The organism is Streptomyces sp. NPDC014991, from assembly GCF_043080665.1.
GTDB lineage: Bacteria > Actinomycetota > Actinomycetes > Streptomycetales > Streptomycetaceae > Streptomyces.
This window is the reverse complement of the sequence record NZ_JBIBVY010000008.1, coordinates 285,294-303,426: the sequence shown is the minus strand read 5'-3', so window position 1 is coordinate 303,426 and position 18,133 is coordinate 285,294. Positions and strand designations below refer to the sequence as shown.

Below are 18,133 nucleotides of genomic sequence, written 5' to 3'. Positions count from 1 at the left end.
GTGCAGCACCGCCCGGTCCTCGGTGACGTTGATCCTCTCACCCGCGAACATGGCATCACGCAGACCGAACACATCCGTCGCCGCGGCCAGCTCCCGCAACAGCCCCAGCGTCTCATCCGTCACCAGATGCTTGCTGTAGTCGATATACAGATCACCCACCCGAAGCGTGTACCGCTCCGCGCGGCCGGGGTCCTTCGCGAACAGTTCGCGCAGGTGCGGCTGGTTCTGGGCGCGGTGGTCGGCCAGCGCCGTCCACTCGGGCCGGTGGGTGAGGTTCGGGTAGTCGGCCATCTCAGGCGTTCTCCTTGGCGGCCTCGCCCTGGAGGGCGATGGCGTACATCTCGTCGGCGTCGAGGCGGCGCAGCTCCTCGGCGATGAGTTCGGAGGTGGGGCGGACCTTCAGGGCGAGGGTGCGCGGCGGCTGGCCCGGCAGGGTCAGCGTGGCGAGGGGCCCTTCGGGACGGTCGATGACGATCTCGCCGTTCGGGGTGCCGAGCCGTACGGCCGTGACGACCGGGCCCGGGCTGACGACGCGGTCCACGGACACCTTCAGGCGGGCCTCCAGCCAGCGGGCCAGCAGCTCGGCGCTGGGGTTGTCCGCCTCGGCCTCGACGGCTGCCGAGGTCACCTTCACCCGGGCCTGGTCCAGGGCCGCGGCCAGCATCGAGCGCCACGGGGTGAGCCGGGTCCAGGCGAGGTCGGTGTCGCCGGGCGCGTAGGCGCGCGCGCGGGCCTCCAGGACCTCCAGGGGCCGCTCGACGGCGTACAGGTCGGTGATCCGGCGCTGGGCGAGCGCGCCCAGCGGGTCCTTGGCGGGGGAGTCGGGGGCGTCCACGGGCCACCACACGACCACCGGCGCGTCCGGCAGCAGCAGCGGCAGGACGACGGAGTCGGCGTGGTCGGACACCTCGCCGTAGGTCCGCAGGACGACCGTCTCGCCGGTGCCCGCCTCGGAGCCGACCCGCACCTCGGCGTCCAGCCGGGAGTGGGTGCGGTCGCGCAGCGTGCGGGCGTGCCGCTTGATGACGACCAGGGTGCGCGAGGGGTGCTCGCGCGAGGCCTCCTCCGCGGCCCGGATCGAGTCGTAGGCGTTCTCCTCGTCCGTGACGATGACCATCGTCAGGACCATGCCCACGGCCGGTGTGCCGATGGCGCGGCGGCCCTGCACCAACGCCTTGTTGATCTTGCTTGCCGTGGTGTCGGTCAGGTCGATCTTCATGGCCTGCGCCAGCTCCGTCCGTCTCGTGCGAGCATCTCGTCGGCTTCCCTCGGTCCCCAGCTGCCCGACGCGTACTGTGCCGGCCTGCCGTGTGCCGCCCAGTACTCCTCGATCGGGTCGAGGATCTTCCAGGACTCCTCCACCTCCTGGTGACGGGGGAAGAGGTTGGCGTCGCCGAGCAGCACGTCCAGGATGAGCCGCTCGTACGCCTCCGGGCTCGACTCCGTGAACGACTCGCCGTAGGCGAAGTCCATGGACACGTCCCGGATCTCCATCGAGGTGCCCGGCACCTTCGACCCGAAGCGGACGGTCATCCCCTCGTCGGGCTGGACGCGGATGACGATCGCGTTCGAGCCCAGTTCCTCGGTGGCGGTGGAGTCGAACGGGGAGTGCGGGGCCCGCTTGAAGACCACCGCGATCTCGGTGACCCGGCGGCCGAGCCGCTTGCCGGTACGCAGGTAGAAGGGGACGCCCGCCCAGCGGCGGTTGTCGATGCCCAGCTTGACCGCGGCGAAGGTGTCGGTCTTCGACTTGGGGTCGATGCCGTCCTCCTCGAGGTAGCCGACCACCTTCTCGCCGCCCTGCCAGCCGGTCGTGTACTGCCCGCGCACGGTGTGCCGACCGAGGTCGTCCGGCAGGCGCACCGACTTCAGCACCTTCAGCTTCTCGGTGAGCAGCGCCTCCGCGTCGAACGCGATCGGCTCCTCCATGGTGGTCAGCGCGAGCAGCTGGAGGAGGTGGTTCTGGATGACGTCCCGGGCGGCGCCGATGCCGTCGTAGTAGCCGGCCCGGCCGCCGATGCCGATGTCCTCGGCCATGGTGATCTGCACGTGGTCGACGTACGACCGGTTCCAGACCGGCTCGTACATCTGGTTGGCGAAGCGCAGCGCCAGGATGTTCTGGACCGTCTCCTTGCCGAGGTAGTGGTCGATGCGGAACACCTGTTCCGGGTCGAACACGTCGTGCACGAGTGCGTTCAGCTCGCGGGCGCTGGCCAGGTCGTGCCCGAAGGGCTTCTCGATGACCGCGCGCCGCCAGGAACCCTCCGGCGCACGGGCCAGGCCGTGCTTCTTCAGCTGCTGCACGACCTTGGGGAAGAACTTGGGCGGCACCGAGAGGTAGAAGGCGAAGTTGCCGCCGGTGCCACGGGAGGCGTCCAGCTCCTCGACGGCGTCCTTCAGCTGCTTGAACGCGGTGTCGTCGTCGAAGTCGCCGGGGATGAACCGCATGCCCTCGGCGAGCTGCTGCCACACCTCCTCACGGAAGGGGGTGCGGGAGTGCTCGCGTACGGCGTCGTGCACCACCTGCGCGAAGTCCTGGTTCTCCCAGTCCCGGCGGGCGAACCCGACGAGGGAGAAGCCCGGCGGCAGCAGACCGCGGCTGGCCAGGTCGTACACGGCCGGCATGAGCTTCTTGCGGGACAGGTCACCGGTCACCCCGAAGATGACCAGGCCGGACGGCCCGGCGATCCGGGGGAGCCGGCGGTCGTCGGCGTCCCGCAGCGGGTTCACCCAGTCGGCGGCCGGGGCGACCGGCACGCGCACCTCCTCGGGTGCCTGGGCGGCGGGTGCGTTCTCGGTCATCAGGCGTCAACTCCCTTGCTCTTCAGGGACGCGGCGACGGCGTCCAGCAGGTCCTGCCAGGCCGCCTCGAACTTGGCGACGCCCTCGTCCTCCAGTTGCCGGACGACCTCGTCGTAGGGGATGCCGAGCCGCTCGAGGGCGGCCAGGTCGGCGCGGGCCCGCGCGTAGCCGCCGGTCACCGTGTCACCGGTGATGTCGCCGTGGTCGGCGACGGCGAGCAGCGTGGCCTCCGGCATGGTGTTGACGGTGCCCGGCGCGACCAGCTCGTCCACGTACAGGGTGTCCTTGTACGCGGGGTCCTTCACCCCGGTGGACGCCCACAGCGGGCGCTGCCTGTTCGCCCCGTCACCGGCGAGCGCGAGCCAGCGCCCGGAGGCGAAGACCTCCTCGTACGCCTCGTAGGCGAGCCGGGCGTTGGCGAGGGCCGCGCGGCCCTTGAGCGCCAGGGCCTCGTCGGTGCCGAGGGCGGTCAGCCGCTTGTCGGTCTCGCTGTCCACGCGGGAGACGAAGAACGACGCCACGGAGTGGATCGTCGACAGGTCGATGCCGCGCTCGCGGGCCTTCTCCAGACCGGTCAGGTAGGCGGCCATGACCTCGCGGTACCGCTCCAGGGAGAAGATCAGGGTCACGTTGACGCTCATGCCGAGGCCGACGACCTCGGTGATCGCCGGGAGGCCCGCCCTGGTCGCCGGAATCTTGATCATCACGTTGGGCCGGTCGACCAGCCAGGCCAGCTGCCTGGCCTCGGCGACGGTCGCCCGGGTGCGGTGGGCGAGACGCGGGTCGACCTCGATGGAGACCCGGCCGTCCAGCCCGCCGGACGCGGTGTACACCGGTTCCAGGATGTCGGCGGCGTCCCGCACGTCGGCGGTGGTCATCATCCGCACCGCCTCCTCCACCGTCACCCCGCGCACGGCGAGGTCGGCGAGCTGCTCCTCGTAGCCCTTCCCGGAGCCGATGGCCGCCTGGAAGATCGACGGGTTGGTGGTGACACCGACGGCGCTTCCGCTCGCCACCAGCTGGGCGAGGCTGCCCGAGGTGATCCGCTCGCGGGACAGGTCGTCCAGCCAGACCGACACCCCCTCGTCGGCGAGGAGCTTGAGGGCTCCCGGAGTCGCGATTGCTTCGGTCACAGTGATCATCTTTCTTTCGCGTCGGTATCAGGCGCGCGCGGCGGCGAGCGACTCGCGGGCCGCGGCGGCGACGTTCTCGGGGGTGAAGCCGAACTCGGCGAACAGGGTCTTCGCGTCCGCGGAGGCACCGAAGTGCTCGAGGGAGACGATGCGGCCCGCGTCACCCACGAACCGGTACCAGGTCAGACCGATGCCGGCCTCGACGGCGACCCGGGCCTTCACGGCCGGCGGCAGCACTTGCTCGCGGTAGGCGCGCGGCTGCTCCTCGAACCACTCCACGGACGGCATCGACACCACACGGGTGCCGATCCCCTCGGCCTCCAGCCGCTCCCGCGCGGCCACGGCCAGCTGCACCTCGGAACCCGTCGCGATGACGATCACCTCCGGAACCTCGGTCGAGGACTCGCGCAGCACATAGCCGCCCCTGGCCGCGTCCTCGTTCGGCGCGTACACCGGCACGCCCTGGCGGGTGAGCGCGAGCCCGTGGGGGGCGGGGTCGGTCGCGTGCCTCCTCAGGATCTCGGCCCAGGCGATCGCGGTCTCGTTGGCGTCCGCCGGGCGGACGACGTTCAGGCCCGGAATGGCACGCAGCGAGGCCAGGTGTTCGACCGGCTGGTGGGTCGGGCCGTCCTCGCCGAGACCGACGGAGTCGTGCGTCCACACGTACGTCACCGGCAGCTGCATCAGCGCCGACATACGGACGGCGTTGCGCATGTAGTCGGAGAACACCAGGAACGTGCCGCCGTAGACGCGCGTGTTGCCGTGCAGGGCTATGCCGTTCATCGCCGCGGCCATGGAGAACTCACGGATCCCGAAGTGGACGGTACGGCCGTACGGGTCTGCCTCGGGCAGCGGGTTGCCCCGCGGCAGGAAGGAGCTGTCCTTGTCGATGGTGGTGTTGTTGGAGCCGGCGAGGTCGGCGGAGCCGCCCCACAGCTCGGGGAGGACCGGGCCGAGCGCCTGGAGCACCTTGCCGGAGGCGGCCCGGGTGGCGACCGGCTTGCCCTCCTCGAACACGGGCAGCGCGTCCTCCCAGCCCGCGGGCAGTTCGCCCTTGCTGACCCGGTCGAACAGCTCGGCCCGCTCGGGGGCGGCCGAGCGCCATTCGACGAGGCGTTTGTCCCAGGCCGCGTGCGCCTCGGCACCCCGGTCCTGGGCCCGGCGGGTGTGGGCGAGGACCTCGTCGGCGATCTCGAAGGTCCGCTCCGGGTCGAAGCCGAGGAGGCGCTTGGTGGCGGCGATCTCCTCCTCGCCGAGCGCGGAGCCGTGGGCGGCCTCGGTGTTCCGGGCGTTCGGGGCGGGCCAGGCGATGACCGTGCGCATCGCGATGATCGACGGTCGCCCGGTCTCGGCCTGCGCGGTCCTCAGGGCCGCGTACAGGGCGGGTACGTCGATGTCGCCGTCGGCGGCGGGCTCGACGCGCTGGGTGTGCCAGCCGTAGGCCTCGTACCGCTTCAGCACGTCCTCGGAGAACGCGGTCGCGGTGTCGCCCTCGATGGAGATGTGGTTGTCGTCGTAGAGGAAGACCAGGTTGCCGAGCCTCTGGTGGCCGGCCAGGGAGGAGGCCTCGCCGGAGACGCCTTCCTCCAGGTCGCCGTCGGAGACGATCGCCCAGACGGTGTGGTCGAAGGGGGAGGTGCCCTCGGGGGCGTCCGGGTCGAACAGACCGCGCTCGTAGCGGGCGGCCATCGCCATGCCGACGGCGTTCGCGGCGCCCTGGCCGAGCGGTCCGGTGGTGGTCTCCACGCCCGCGGTGTGCCCGTACTCGGGGTGGCCCGGGGTCTTCGAGCCGTGCGTGCGGAACGCCTTCAGGTCGTCCAGCTCCAGTTCGTACCCGGCGAGGAAGAGCTGCGTGTACAGGGTCAGCGAGGTGTGGCCGGGGGAGAGGACGAACCGGTCCCGGCCGGTCCACTCGGGGTCGGCCGGGTCGTGACGCATCACCTTCTGAAAGATCGTGTACGCGGCGGGCGCCAGGGCCATCGCCGTGCCCGGGTGTCCGTTGCCGACCTTCTGGACCGCATCGGCCGCCAGGAGACGGGCGGTGTCCACGGCGCGCCGGTCGAGGTCGGTCCACTCGAAGCCGTCGGAAGTTGGCGTCGTCATCTTCAAGAAGTCCTCGTTCAGTGCGATTGGCTGGCCGGACGCGTTCAAACTTAAAAGTCTGACTTTTTCGGGGGAAGGTCGTGGTGTGTCAGCCTGTGGTGAATCTGGGACAGTGATCACGCGACAGGTACGGCACGAAAAGGGCATGGTCGACATGACCGACAGAACATGGCAGGCCGCCGACGCCGGTGCCGGCGACGACGGGACGACCGACCGTGACGGGATCAGAACCTTCCCCTTCCCGGCCGACCTGGCCGTCGGTGGCGTCGGCCTCCAGATCGGCCCGATGGGCGCGGACCGCACCTGGCACACCGACGCCCCCCTGCACCGCGTCCACCGCATCGACTTCCACGTGGTCATGCTCTTCACCGACGGCCCCGTACGACACATGATCGACTTCGCCGAGTACGAGGCGACGGCCGGAGACCTGCTGTGGATACGTCCCGGACAGGTCCACCGCTACTCCCGGGAATGCGTGTACCGCGGAACCGTCCTGACCATGCAACCCGGGTTCCTGCCGCCGGCCACCGTCGAGGCCACCGGCCTGTACCGCTACGACCTGCCGCCCCTGCTGCACCCCGGCCAGGCCCAGCTCGACGCCCTCCAGGCGGCCCTGGACCAGCTGCGCCGCGAGTACGAGGACACCGCGACGCTTCCGCTCGGCCTCCACACGGCCGTCCTGCGGCACACCCTGACCGCGTTCCTGCTGCGCCTGGCCCACCTCGCCGCGAGCTCGGCGCAGGCCGGCCGGCAGCAGGCCGACAGCGCGTTCACCCGCTTCCGGGACGCCGTCGAAGAGGGCTTCGGTGTCCAGCACAGCGTCAGCGCCTACGCCGACGCCCTCGGTTACTCCCGCCGTACCCTGGTCCGCGCCGTCCGCGCGGCCACGGGCGAGACGCCAAAGGGATTCATCGACAAACGGGTCGTTCTGGAGGCCCGACGCCTCCTCGCCCACACCGACCTGCCGATCGGCCGCGTCGGGGCGGCGGTGGGCTTCCCCGACGCGGCGAACTTCTCCAAGTTCTTCCACCTGCACACCGGCCAGACTCCGGTCGCCTTCCGCGCCGAGCTGCGCTAGCGATCCGGAGGACCCAGGTGTCCCGGGCACCACGAGGCTGTCCTCGGGGGAAAGCCGGGTGCGTGGCTCTCCCGGCGCCGGAGAACGCCGTGCTCTCGGCTTGCCGGACGCCCGGCCCCGGCGCCGAGGAGGGGCCGGGGCCGGGCGTGTCGGGCGTCGGCGGCGCCGCGGTCGCCGCCGCACACGTGCGGGCCGGCGCTTCCGGGTCGCCGCCGTCCCGCGGGCGCTCAGTGCCCGAAGTCGAACCAGTTCAGGTTCACGAAGTCGGCCGGCTGGCCGCTGGTGAAGGTCAGGTAGACGTCGTGGGTGCCCGTCACCGCGCTGATGTTGGCCGGCACCGTCTGCCAGGACTGCCAGCCGCCGGTGCCGCCCACGGCGAAGCTTCCGGCGGGCGTGTTGCCGCGGCTGTCCAGCCGCACCTCCACCAGACCGCTGACCCCGCCCGTCGCGCCGCTCGCCACCCGGGCGAAGAACTGCCTCGCCGGCGTGGAACCGAACTCGACGCCCTTGTACAGCGCCCAGTCGCCGTTGGCCAGGTAGCCGATGTCCTGCCCGCCGCCGGCGTCCGAGGTGGTCTCCGTGGCGACCCCCGACTGGCTGTCGTAGGACTCGGCCTGGATGGCGGCGTAGGCGTTCCGGTTGCCGGACGGCGGGGGGGTGGGGCCGCCTCCGCCGCCCGTGGACTGAAGGACCTGCACGTAGTCGACGGCCATCGGGTGGCCCGGCTCGGTCCCGCCGTCCGGACCGCCGCCGAACGCTCCCGGGAAGCCACCGCCCATGGCCACGTTCAGGATGAGGAAGTAGCCGTGGTCGGTGGCGTTCGCCCACGTCGTGGCGTCGACCTGGTCGGCCCGGACGGTGTGGAAGTTGACACCGTCCAGGTAGAAGCGGACCTCCTCGGGGCTGGTCGAGCGGTCCCACTCCATCGCGTACGTGTGGAAACCCGCCTGGCAGGTGGTGCCGGCGCAGGAGGTGGAGCCGCCGATGCCGGTGGTCTCGTTGCACGGGCCGCCCGAACCGGTCCCGCAGTGCATCGTGGCCCAGTCGGTGTTCAGGCCCTGGACGTTCTCCATGACGTCCAGCTCGCCGATGCCCGGCCAGTTCCAGTAGTTCCCGCGGAACGGCGCGCCCAGCATCCAGAACGCCGGCCAGTAGCCCTTGGCGGCGGCACCGGTGACGTTCGGCAGCTGGATCCGGGCCTGCACCCGCAGCTTTCCGCCGGCCGGGGGCCGGAAGTCGGTGCGGGTCGTCTCGATCCGGCCGGACGTCCAATGGCCCGAGGCGTCCCGGCGCGGAGTGATGAGCAGGTTGCCGTTCCCGTCCAGCGCGACGTTGCTCGTGCTCGACGTCACCGTCTCGACCTCGCCGGTGCCCCAGTTCGCGGGGCCGCCGGGGTACGACGTACCGGTGTCGTACTGCCAGTCGGCGCCGTTGACGCCGGAGCCCGCCGCACCGTTGAAGTCGTCCATGAAGACCTGGGTCCAGCCCGAGGGGGGTGCGGGTGCGGAGGCGCCGGCGGGCAGGGTGCCGGCGGTCACCGCGGCGACGGCGAGACCGAGCGTGCCGAGCGCGGCCACGAGCGCCCTGCGGACGGAACGCCGTCGGCCGGCGGTCACCGGCCCCGCGCTGCCGTGCGGTCTCGCGTCGTGTGCGGGCGGTATACCGGGGGTTTCAGTCATGGGTTGCCTCTCTGGGTGCGGCGAGACGCGCGGGGAACCTCTGAGAGCGCTCTCAAAGACGCGGTCAATGTGCTCCCCGCCTCTGCGACCGTCAAGGGTTGAAGCAGATAAACGCCCTCCGTCGTGGACGAGTTCACCCGGTGAAGCCGCCCCTGCCGGCCCGTGGCGCGCCGCCCACCTTCCGGTGGACCTCCGCGGACGCCTCATCACGGTTTCCGGTGAGGACACCCGGTGGCGCCGCCCGCCCGCGGCCCGTGCCCGGCTTATCGTGGCGGGGTACGGTCACCCCCCCCTCACCGAGGACAGCGCATGAACGGGTCTCCGGCCGGCGTCGTCGAGGCGGCCTTCCGGCACTACCGGGCACAGGACCGCGCGGCGGCGCTCCCCCTCTACGCCGACGACTTCACCTTCACCAGCCCGCAGGACGACCACATCGACAAGGCGGCGTTCTTCGAGCGCTGCTTCCCGACCGCCGGCCGGTTCACCGACCAGCGGATCCTGCACATCGTCGCCGCGGACGAGGAGCTGGTCCTCGTCCACTACGAGTACGAGCCGGCCACCGGCGGCCGGTACCGCAACGTCGAAGCCGTCACCGTGCGGGACGGTCACATCCGGGAGGTGCAGGTCTTCTTCGGCGGCGCGGTGTGAGACGGCGGGTGCCGGCGCGGCGCGGGGTGCCGGCCGGCGGCGAGTAGTGTCCGTGGCATGCCGGCGGGACGCCCGGGCCCGCGCGGCGGCGCCGCGCGCGGGGCCCGGGGCGGGTGCGGCGGGAGTCCCGGGAAGCGGGCGAAGGGGACAGGTGTGAAGCTGACGATTCTGGGCGGCGGCGGGTTCCGGGTGCCGCTCGTGTACGGAGCACTGCTGACCGACCGTGCCGAGGGGCGGGTCACCGAGGTGGTCCTCCACGACCTGGACGAACGCCGGCTGTACGCGGTGACCCGTGTGCTGGCGGAGCAGGCCGCCGGCGTCCCCGACGCGCCCCGGGTGACCGCCGGCACCGACCTGGACGAGGCCCTGCGCGGCGCCGACTTCGTCTTCTCCGCCATCCGCGTCGGCGGTCTGGCGGGACGGGCGGACGACGAACGGGTCGCGCTCGCTCAGGGCGTGCTCGGACAGGAGACGGTCGGCGCGGGCGGGATCGCCTACGGCCTGCGCACCGTTCCCGTCGCCGTCGACATCGCCCGGCGTGTGGCCCGCCTCGCCCCGGACGCCTGGGTGATCAACTTCACCAACCCGGCCGGACTGGTCACCGAGGCCATGTCCCGCCACCTCGGCGACCGCGTCATCGGCATCTGTGACTCGCCGGTCGGCCTCGGCCGCCGTATCGCCCGCGTCCTCGGCGCCGACCCGGGGGAGGCCTTCATCGACTACGTCGGCCTCAACCACCTCGGCTGGGTGCGCGGGCTGCGCGTCGCCGGACGCGACGAACTCCCGCGGCTGCTCGCCGACCCCGCGCTGCTCGGCTCCTTCGAGGAGGGCCGGCTGTTCGGCGCCGACTGGCTGCGGTCGCTCGGCGCGATCCCCAACGAGTACCTGCACTACTACTACTTCAACCGGGAGACCGTCCGCGCCTACCAGGAGGCCGAGCAGACCCGCGGTGCCTTCCTGCGCGACCAGCAGGCCCGGTTCTACGCGCGGGCGGGCGACCCCGACACCTCCGCCCTGCTCGCCTGGGACCGCGCCCGCGCCGAACGCGAGGCCACCTACATGGCCGAGAACCGGGAGAGCGCCGGCGCCGGCGAGCGCGAGGCCGACGACCTGTCCGGCGGATACGAGAAGGTCGCCCTCGCCCTGATGCGGGCCGTCGCCCGCGACGAGCGCACCACCCTGATCCTCAATGTCCGCAACCGCTCCACCCTGTCCGTGCTCGACGCCGACGCCGTCATCGAGGTCCCCTGCCTGATCGACGCGAACGGCGCCCACCCGCTGTCCGTCGAGCCGCTCCCCGGCCACGCCACCGGTCTGGTGTGCTCGGTCAAGGCCGTCGAACGCGAGGTGCTGGCCGCCGCCGAGTCCGGTTCCCGGACGACCGCCGTGAAGGCCTTCGCGCTGCACCCGCTGGTCGACTCGGTCACCGTGGCCCGCAGGCTGGTCGAGGGCTACACCGCGGTCCATCCGGGCCTGGCGTACCTCGCGTGAGCACCCCGGCCGGAGGTGACGGGCCGGAAGTGCGGGGATCCACGTGGGGAACCGTGACGAGCCCCGGCACGGGCAGTGGGGCCACCGAGCCCGACGCGCCTCGACCCCGCCGGCGGACCTACAGCGGCAGCGCCCGCGCCCCCTCGGCCGCCCGAACGGGCGCCGGCACCGCGGGCAGTACCGTCGCGCCGGCCCCCGCCCGCTGCCGCGGCAGCGCCACGGGCGCCAGCGGACGCGGACCCGACACCACCGTGTAGTCCTGCCCGAGGAACGGTGGCTCGATCACTCCGGGGTCCTCGCCCAGCGCCAACCGCACCGCGGCCCAGGGCGCGTTGACCCCGCACAGTGACAGCTGGTGCAGGCCGCCGGCGGGACGGGTGTTGACGTCGAGCAGCACCGGACGGTCACCGAGCATGCGGAACTGGATGTTGGACAGGTGGTGCAGCCCGAAGCCCTCGGCGATCAACCGGGCCGGTTCCAGCCACCGCTCGTCCAGGGTGAAGCCCCGGCGGCGGCCGTTCTTGGTGCGGCCCACCGCGAGCCGCAGCCGGTTGTCCGGCCCGGTCAGGCAGTCGACGGACACCTCCGGCTGCTCCAGGCGCGGCATCACCAGCCAGTCCACGGGCTCCTCGGCCCGCCGCAGGGCCTCGACCACCGGACCGAGCTGCACGTACGGGCCGGGAAAACCGGCGAGAGCGGCCAGTGAGAGCGGGGCCCGGGTGATCATCCGGAAGCCGGCACCGCCCGCACCGGCGGCCGGCTTGAAGCACACCTGGTGTCCCGCCGCCTCCAACTCCTCGACCGAGGTGAGGAGTTCCTCCGCCGTCCGGACCCGCCGCCACGGCGGCACCGGGACACCCACCGAGCGGACCGCCTCGTACGCGGTCGCCTTGTCCTCGAACACCGCCACCGCCTCGGGCGTCGGCGCCAGCAGCGCCGTACCGGCCGCCCTGAAGTCCGCCCGGTGCGCGACGACCGCCGCCTGGTGCAGCCGGGGCACGAACACGTCGATGCCGCGCCGGGCGCACTGGTCCAGGGCGTACTCGACGTACGCGGACGGGGACAGGCCCTCCGGCTCCAGCTCGGCGGTGTCGGCGGCGGCCAGCACGGGGGAGTCCGGGTCACCGTGCGTGGCGTGGATCTCGACCGCCCGGTCGCTGGGATTCCTCCGCAGCTGATCCATGAAGAACACGTTCTCCGCGTACGTGCGGTTGAGCCAGACGCGTACGCGAGAGGGCATGCAGGCCGCCTTTCGGGGTGTGCGGGCAGGGCGGAGCGGCCCGAGCCCGGGCAGGAGGGAGGAAGGGTCACCGAACGGCCCCGTGAAGGGAGAAGGAGAGGGCGCTGGTGTCGGGGCGATCATACGGCTTTCAAGTGCCCACTCCTACAACGCGCGTGTTACGGAATCGGACCGTCCGCCGGCCGCGGCGCGACACGCGCCCGGGGAGCCTCTTGTCCGTTGCCCCGCGCATGTGTTGTTGTGGTCCCATCGGATGATCGGAAGGGGCGTGCGGGGTGGAGTCGACGGCCGGGGCCGGACAGCTGCTGGCCATCAGCGACCTGCACATCAGTTATCCGGACAACCGCGCCCTGGTCGACGGCATGCGCCCCCAGAGCGACGACGACTGGCTGATCGTGGCCGGGGACGTCGCGGAGACCGTCGCCGACATCCGCTGGGCCCTCGGCACGCTCGCGAAGCGCTTCCGCAAGGTGCTGTGGGCGCCCGGCAACCACGAGCTGTGGACCCACCCGAGCGACCCGGTCACCCTGCGCGGCGCCGCCCGCTACGACCACCTCGTCGAGGTGTGCCGGGAGCTGGGCGTGGTGACCCCCGAGGACCCGTACCCGGTGTGGCGCGGCCCCGGCGGCCCCGTCGTCGTGGCCCCCCTGTTCCTGCTGTACGACTACTCGTTCCTGCCGGCCGGCTGCGCCACCAAGGCCCAGGGCCTGGCCTACGCGGAGAGCACGGGCATCGTCTGCAACGACGAGTACCTGCTGCACCCCGACCCCTACCCGACCCGTGAGGCCTGGTGCCGGGCTCGGGTCGCCGAGACCGAGCGCCGGCTCGCCGAACTGCCCGAGGACCTCCCGACCGTGCTGGCCGGCCACTATCCGCTGGACCGGCACCCCACGGAGGTGCTGTGGCACCCCGAGTTCGCCATGTGGTGCGGCACCCGGCTGACCGCGGACTGGCACCGCCGGTTCCGGGTCGCCACGATGGTCTACGGCCATCTGCACATCCCCCGCACCACCTGGCACGACGGAGTCCGCTTCATGGAGGTCTCCGTGGGATACCCCCGCGAATGGCGCAAGCGCCCCGATCCCCCGGGAAGGCTGCGCCGTGTCCTGCCGATGGAGGTCCACGCAGGTGATCGAGGAGCTGCTCCCGGAGTCGGTCGTGGCCGTGGAGGCGCACGCTGACGACCCGCTGTGGGACGCCCCGCTCTACCCGGGCGAGGAGGCGCTCGTCGCGCGCGCGGTGACCAAGCGGCGCCGCGAGTTCACCGCCGTCCGGGGCTGCGCCCGGCGCGCCATGGAGAAGCTCGGCGTGCCGCCGCAGTCCGTCATCAGCGGCGAGCGGGGTGCTCCGCGCTGGCCGGACGGCCTGGTCGGCAGCATGACCCACTGCGACGGCTACTGCGCCGCCGCCCTGGTCCGCGCCACCGACCTCGTCTCCCTCGGCATCGACGCCGAGCCGCACGGCCCGCTCCCGGACGGGGTCGGCCCGTCCGTCTTCCTGCCCGTGGAGGCGGCGCGGCTCGACCGGCTCGCCGGGCAGCGGCCCGCCGTGCACTGGGACCGGATCCTGTTCAGCGCCAAGGAGTCCGTCTACAAGGCGTGGTTCCCCCTCACCCGCAAGTGGCTGGACTTCTCCGAGGCCGACATCACCCTGTACCCGGATCCCGGCGACGAGACGCGCGGCACCCTGAGCGCCACGCTCCTGGTGCCCGGGCCCGTGGTCGGCGGCCGGCGGCTGCGGGTCTTCGAGGGCCGGTGGACCGTGCGCGACGGGCTGGTCACCACGTCCGTGGTCGTCCCCCACACCTGACCCGCCCGTGCGCCTTGTCCCTGACGTCCGGTCAGAGGGCAGGGCCCCGGCGGTGCCGGCCGGCCGTCGTGGCCGTACCCGCGTGCCAGCGGCCTCGTGGCCGTCCCCGTGCGCTCGGCCGCCGTGAGGCCGCCGTCCCCGTGCGCTCGGCCGCCGTGGCCGTCCGCCGTGCAGTCGGGTGCCGTGAGGCCCTCCCCGTACGGTCACCCGCAGCGGCCGTCCCCCTGTCCCCGGCCGTCGTCAGGCCTGCTGGTGCGCCCGGCCGCCGCCCTGGGCACCCCGGGCCCCGGGAGCCGGCGGCGGCTCAGGAGTCGCCCGGCCGCTCAGGCGTGCGGGCCCCAGTCGCGCAGCAGCCGGAAGAACTGCTCCTCGTTGCCCGCGAGTCCCGCCCGGGTCAGTGCCCGCTCCGCCTCGGCGAGCACGGTGGGCGGGACGACGGCGGGCCGGCCGTCCTGCGACGGCCCGTCGAAGGCGGCGCGCACCGTGTGGAGCAGCCGCAGATAGGCCTGCACGGCGGTGCGCTCGCGGTCGGTCAGTACGGCGGTGGGCATCGGTCGGCTCTCCCCGAGTAGGCGTCACGGTCACGCGCCCGGCGGCGCGCACGGACCCAGCTTGCCGCCCACCACTGACAACGCCGTCCGGCTCGGCCCGGGTTCGCCCGCTCAGCGGACGCGGAACCGCGCCCCGGTGCCGGGGAGCAAGGTGGTGGGGCGCGCGCCCCGGGCCGCCCGTCGGCGGGGCATGATCAGGCCTGCGGGTGCGGGTAACCCAGGGAGGCCTCGATGCGGCCGGCCACGCCGTCCCGCCGCGCCGGGCCGCGCAGCGCCGATCCGGTCAGCAGGGTGCGGCACCTGCTGGCCAGCAGCAGGCCGAAGGACTCGGCCTCCCGCTCCTCGACGAGGTCGAAGCGGGTGCGGGCGGCGGCCCGTCGCAGCGTCGCCCGGAGCGTCGTGCGGCCGGTGTCCTCGCACAGCGGCCGGGTGGCGGCGCCGGTGGCGTCCACGGGGTGCCCGCGGTGGCCGGCCCGCATGTGCCACAGCTCGTGGCCCAGGATCACCAACTGGTGTTCGGGAGCGGTGCGTTCCTCCACGACGACGACGTCCCGGTCGGTCAGGTACAGCCACAGTCCGCTGGCCGTGCCGGGCGGGAAGACGGCCGTACGGAACCTCACCGGCCGGCCCCGGCGGCGGCTCATCGCCTCGCACAGCGCCCGGTACAGCTCGTCCGGGGGTGCGGGCACGGGCAGGGTCAGCCCGCCCACCAGCTCGTCGCACAGCCGGCGCGTGTCCCTGCCGATGCCCACGGTCCTCCCCTGCTCACGACTCGGGCCGCTTGACGCTCTCCAGCAGCATGTCGAGCCACTCAGCGACCTTGTCCCGGTGCTGATCGGTGGGCAACTGCGCGGCCCGCCAGGCGATTCCGCGCACACCGTGGTCCTGGAGGAGCCGCTCCAGCGGGTCCCCGGGGTCCTGGGCGGCGGCCCGCTCCCGGTCGGCGAGCTTCTGGAGCAGGTCCTGCTCGGTGCGCTGCAACGCGCCGGCCAGGGCTTCGGGGTCCTCCGCGGTGAGGAAGCCCGCGTGCACCCGGAAGAAGCGCTGGAGGGCGTCGCAGTGCTCCATGGTGGGCCGCCGGTCCCCGTTGATGAGGGCGCCGGCCTGCTGCCGGGACATGCCCGCGCCGTCGGCTATCTCCTGCTGGGTGTAGCGGCGTCCACCCGGTTTCAGCCGGGTGCGGCGCAGCAGGTCCAGGCGTTGCAGGAAGCGGGCCTGGACGTCCGGTTCACCCGCGGGCCGGCCGCTGAGCAGGGCCCTGACCACCGCCTCCGGCACACCGCAGGCGACGGTGAGCCGCCCTACGTCGAAGACCTCGGTGTGCGGGACACCGAGCCGGTCGGCGAGCGCGGTGACGCGGGCGACGACGGCCGGCAGCTGGGCGGTCGCCGAGGCGCCCGGATCCTCGTAGCCATCCGTCACCGACAGAACTCCTACGTCTCTCGAGGGCTTCAGATGCGTCCGTGCTTCTCACGAGCGGTCGCCGTGAACTTCCCGGAGAGTAGCGGGTGCCTCGAACTCACATCCAGGTGTCGCCACAACTGTGGCGAATTTCAGCCGTCAACCGGCATGAAATGCCACGATAGTTGACACGACCCCTGCTGGGCAGCAGGATCGCATCGCCGCGTGAAAGGCCGCAGAGGCAAGAGGGGTGACCTCCCGATGGCACATCAGGCAGGAGGGCAGCGGCCGGCACCGCGGCCCGTCCCCGACACCTGCGGGACCCAGGCGTACCTCCAGGACTACGCAGCACTGCTGGAATTCCTGTCCTGCCCGTCCATGGTCGTCGACCGCCACTGGAACGTGGTCATGGCCAACAGCGCGTTCGAGACACTCTTCCGTGGTGTGCGCCCCCATCCGACGGCCATGCCCGGCGACAACTTCCGCCGCTTCGTGCTGTTCCACCCGGACGCGGGCGAGGTGCTCGGCGAGCACGAGCCCGGCTGGTGCCTGCCGATGCTGGCCCAGTTCCGCTCCGCCCTGGAGACGTCCGGGCACGACCACGAACTCCAGGCGCTCCGCCGGGACATCGCCCAGGACCCGATCATGGAGGCCGCCTACCGGCAGGGCCTGCCGCACTGGATCCGGGCCGTCGGCGAGGCCGGGAGCCGTCTCGACGGCGCCGTACGCCTCCTGCTCCACCCGGACCCGCGCCGGGGGCGCACCGAGTGCCGCATCGTGGAGGAGGCGCCGCAGCCGCTGCGGGAGCTGGGCTACCGGCGCCTGACGATGGTCCTGCGCGACCCCCGCCCGCCCGCCGCCCCGGTACGCCGCCCGCGCCGCCCCCGGGGCGCGACCACGCACCTGACGGTCGTCACGTCCCCCGACAGCTGACCCGGCACCGCCGGCGTTCAGGTCGCCGGCGGCGCCGGGCCGGCGCGAATCGGCCCCCGCCCGGCCGTAACGGCGGGCAGGTCCGCCTCCTCGCCCGTACGGGCGACCCGCCCGCCCCCTCTTCCCTGCGTCGGGTCGCCCCACCGCGGCGTCTCTCACGCAAGTAGCTTGCATCGCTTGCGCTACGCTTGCGTACATGACGCGACGACTTGCGGAAGTGGCGAAGAAGGTCGGGGTCAGCGAGGCCACGGTGAGCCGGGTGCTCAACGGCAAGCCCGGGGTCTCCGACGCCACTCGGCAGGCGGTGCTGACGGCTCTCGACGTCCTCGGCTACGAGCGCCCCACCCAGCTGCGCGGCGAACGCGCCCGGCTCGTCGGCCTGGTCCTGCCCGAGCTGCAGAACCCCATCTTCCCGGCGTTCGCCGAGGTCATCGGTGGCGCGCTGGCCCAGCTCGGGCTCACCCCGGTGCTGTGCACGCAGACCAAGGGCGGCGTCTCGGAGGCGGACTACGTCGAACTGCTGCTCCAGCAACAGGTCTCCGGCGTCGTCTTCGCCGGCGGCCTCTACGCCCAGGCCGACGCGCCGCACGACCACTACCGGCTGCTCGCGGAGCGCAACATCCCGGTCGTCCTGGTCAACGCGGCCATCGAGCGCCTCGGCTTCCCGGCGGTCTCCTGCGACGACACGGTGGCCGTCGAGCAGGCCTGGCGCCACCTGGCCTCCCTCGGGCACGAGCGCATCGGGCTGCTGCTCGGCCCCGGTGACCACGTGCCCTCGGCGCGCAAACTGGCCGCCGCCCGGGCGATCGCCGGTGACCTGCCGGAGGAGTTCGTCGCCCGGGCCATCTTCTCCCTGGAGGGCGGTCACGCGGCGGCCTCCCGGCTGATCGACCGCGGCGTCACCGGGATCATCTGCGCCAGCGACCCCCTGGCGCTCGGCGCCGTACGCGCCGCCCGTCGCAAGGGTCTGGACGTCCCCGGCCGCGTCTCCGTCGTCGGCTACGACGACTCGGCGTTCATGAACTGCACCGAACCCCCGCTCACCACCGTCCGTCAGCCCATCGAGGCCATGGGCCGCGCGGCCGTCGAGCTGCTGAACGCGCGGATCGCCGGCACCGCCGTACCCGCCGAGGAGCTGCTGTTCGAGCCCGAGCTGGTGGTGCGCGGCTCCACCGCGCAAGCTCCCCGCGGCTGAGCCCGGGAGGATCCGGCGCACTGTCGAATAATTACAGATTCTGCGCGATATCTTGCGGCACGCGGGCAGC

General features: G+C 72.7%; 16 protein-coding genes and 1 pseudogene. 7 read left to right on the top strand and 10 right to left on the bottom strand.

Features of this window, described 5'->3' with window-relative positions:
- The 5 genes and pseudogenes from ACF1BE_RS16065 to tkt form a co-directional block, all read right to left on the bottom strand.
- Positions 1 to 291 (bottom strand): annotated as a pseudogene (locus tag ACF1BE_RS16065) (glucose-6-phosphate isomerase); the annotation flags it as partial.
- A gap of 1 nt (position 292) precedes the next feature.
- Entirely contained in the window at positions 293 to 1,219 is a 927-nt protein-coding gene (gene opcA, locus ACF1BE_RS16060) for a glucose-6-phosphate dehydrogenase assembly protein OpcA (protein ID WP_392199638.1), read from the bottom strand.
- The gene (zwf, locus tag ACF1BE_RS16055; RefSeq protein ID WP_392199637.1) at positions 1,216 to 2,802 is read right to left on the bottom strand and encodes a glucose-6-phosphate dehydrogenase; all 1,587 of its coding nucleotides are present in this window, start codon (positions 2,800 to 2,802) and stop codon (positions 1,216 to 1,218) included. The genes opcA and zwf overlap by 4 nt, the downstream gene beginning before the upstream one ends.
- Entirely contained in the window at positions 2,802 to 3,944 is a 1,143-nt protein-coding gene (gene tal, locus ACF1BE_RS16050) for a transaldolase (RefSeq protein ID WP_392199636.1), read from the bottom strand. The genes zwf and tal overlap by 1 nt, the downstream gene beginning before the upstream one ends.
- An 18-nt stretch (positions 3,945 to 3,962) precedes the next feature.
- A complete protein-coding gene (gene tkt, locus ACF1BE_RS16045; protein WP_392199635.1) occupies positions 3,963 to 6,038 on the bottom strand; it encodes a transketolase in 2,076 nt (691 codons plus the stop codon).
- 154 nt (positions 6,039 to 6,192) lie between these two features.
- Here tkt and ACF1BE_RS16040 point away from each other — a divergent pair, with 154 nt between their 5' ends.
- Positions 6,193 to 7,116 carry a helix-turn-helix domain-containing protein gene (locus ACF1BE_RS16040; protein WP_392199634.1) on the top strand — a complete coding sequence of 308 codons (924 nt, stop codon included), beginning with the start codon at positions 6,193 to 6,195 and terminating at the stop codon, positions 7,114 to 7,116.
- Between the two features lie 227 nt (positions 7,117 to 7,343).
- Here ACF1BE_RS16040 and ACF1BE_RS16035 read toward each other — a convergent pair whose 3' ends face one another.
- Positions 7,344 to 8,795, bottom strand: a complete 1,452-nt coding sequence (locus tag ACF1BE_RS16035; protein WP_392199633.1) for a glycoside hydrolase family 16 protein — start codon at positions 8,793 to 8,795, stop codon at positions 7,344 to 7,346.
- A 309-nt stretch (positions 8,796 to 9,104) separates the two neighbouring features.
- Between ACF1BE_RS16035 and ACF1BE_RS16030 the strand changes: the two genes are divergently transcribed.
- Together ACF1BE_RS16030 and ACF1BE_RS16025 are read left to right on the top strand one after the other, a co-directional pair.
- Positions 9,105 to 9,443, top strand: coding sequence for a nuclear transport factor 2 family protein (locus ACF1BE_RS16030; protein WP_392199632.1), 339 nt, complete (start codon positions 9,105 to 9,107; stop codon positions 9,441 to 9,443).
- Positions 9,444 to 9,596: 153 nt separating this feature from the next.
- Positions 9,597 to 10,934 (top strand): 6-phospho-beta-glucosidase, encoded by a 1,338-nt coding sequence (locus ACF1BE_RS16025; RefSeq protein WP_392199631.1) that lies wholly within the window; start codon positions 9,597 to 9,599, stop codon positions 10,932 to 10,934.
- A 118-nt stretch (positions 10,935 to 11,052) separates the two neighbouring features.
- Here ACF1BE_RS16025 and ACF1BE_RS16020 read toward each other — a convergent pair whose 3' ends face one another.
- The gene (locus ACF1BE_RS16020) at positions 11,053 to 12,174 is read right to left on the bottom strand and encodes an ATP-grasp domain-containing protein (protein WP_392199630.1); all 1,122 of its coding nucleotides are present in this window, start codon (positions 12,172 to 12,174) and stop codon (positions 11,053 to 11,055) included.
- 275 nt (positions 12,175 to 12,449) lie between these two features.
- On the opposite strand from ACF1BE_RS16020, the gene ACF1BE_RS16015 reads away from it, so the two are divergent.
- Both ACF1BE_RS16015 and ACF1BE_RS16010 read left to right on the top strand, forming a co-directional pair.
- The gene (locus ACF1BE_RS16015; RefSeq protein WP_392199629.1) at positions 12,450 to 13,355 is read left to right on the top strand and encodes a metallophosphoesterase family protein; all 906 of its coding nucleotides are present in this window, start codon (positions 12,450 to 12,452) and stop codon (positions 13,353 to 13,355) included.
- A complete protein-coding gene (locus ACF1BE_RS16010) occupies positions 13,303 to 13,983 on the top strand; it encodes a 4'-phosphopantetheinyl transferase (RefSeq protein ID WP_392199628.1) in 681 nt (226 codons plus the stop codon). The genes ACF1BE_RS16015 and ACF1BE_RS16010 overlap by 53 nt, the downstream gene beginning before the upstream one ends.
- Positions 13,984 to 14,306: 323 nt before the next feature.
- Here ACF1BE_RS16010 and ACF1BE_RS16005 read toward each other — a convergent pair whose 3' ends face one another.
- From ACF1BE_RS16005 to ACF1BE_RS15995, 3 genes are all read right to left on the bottom strand, one after another.
- Positions 14,307 to 14,534, bottom strand: coding sequence for a hypothetical protein (locus tag ACF1BE_RS16005; RefSeq protein WP_392199627.1), 228 nt, complete (start codon positions 14,532 to 14,534; stop codon positions 14,307 to 14,309).
- A 194-nt stretch (positions 14,535 to 14,728) separates the two neighbouring features.
- On the bottom strand, positions 14,729 to 15,286 hold the full coding sequence (locus ACF1BE_RS16000) for a toxin-antitoxin system, toxin component (RefSeq protein ID WP_392199626.1): 558 nt from the start codon (positions 15,284 to 15,286) through the stop codon (positions 14,729 to 14,731).
- Positions 15,287 to 15,299: 13 nt separating this feature from the next.
- A complete protein-coding gene (locus ACF1BE_RS15995; protein ID WP_392199625.1) occupies positions 15,300 to 15,956 on the bottom strand; it encodes a helix-turn-helix domain-containing protein in 657 nt (218 codons plus the stop codon).
- A 240-nt stretch (positions 15,957 to 16,196) separates the two neighbouring features.
- Between ACF1BE_RS15995 and ACF1BE_RS15990 the strand changes: the two genes are divergently transcribed.
- Complete coding sequence (locus ACF1BE_RS15990) at positions 16,197 to 16,868, top strand: hypothetical protein (protein WP_392199624.1); 672 nt, start codon at positions 16,197 to 16,199, stop codon at positions 16,866 to 16,868.
- Positions 16,869 to 17,064: 196 nt separating this feature from the next.
- Positions 17,065 to 18,063: a LacI family DNA-binding transcriptional regulator gene (locus tag ACF1BE_RS15985; protein WP_392199623.1), complete on the top strand. Its 999-nt coding sequence runs from the start codon at positions 17,065 to 17,067 to the stop codon at positions 18,061 to 18,063.
- Positions 18,064 to 18,133: the final 70 nt, after the last annotated feature.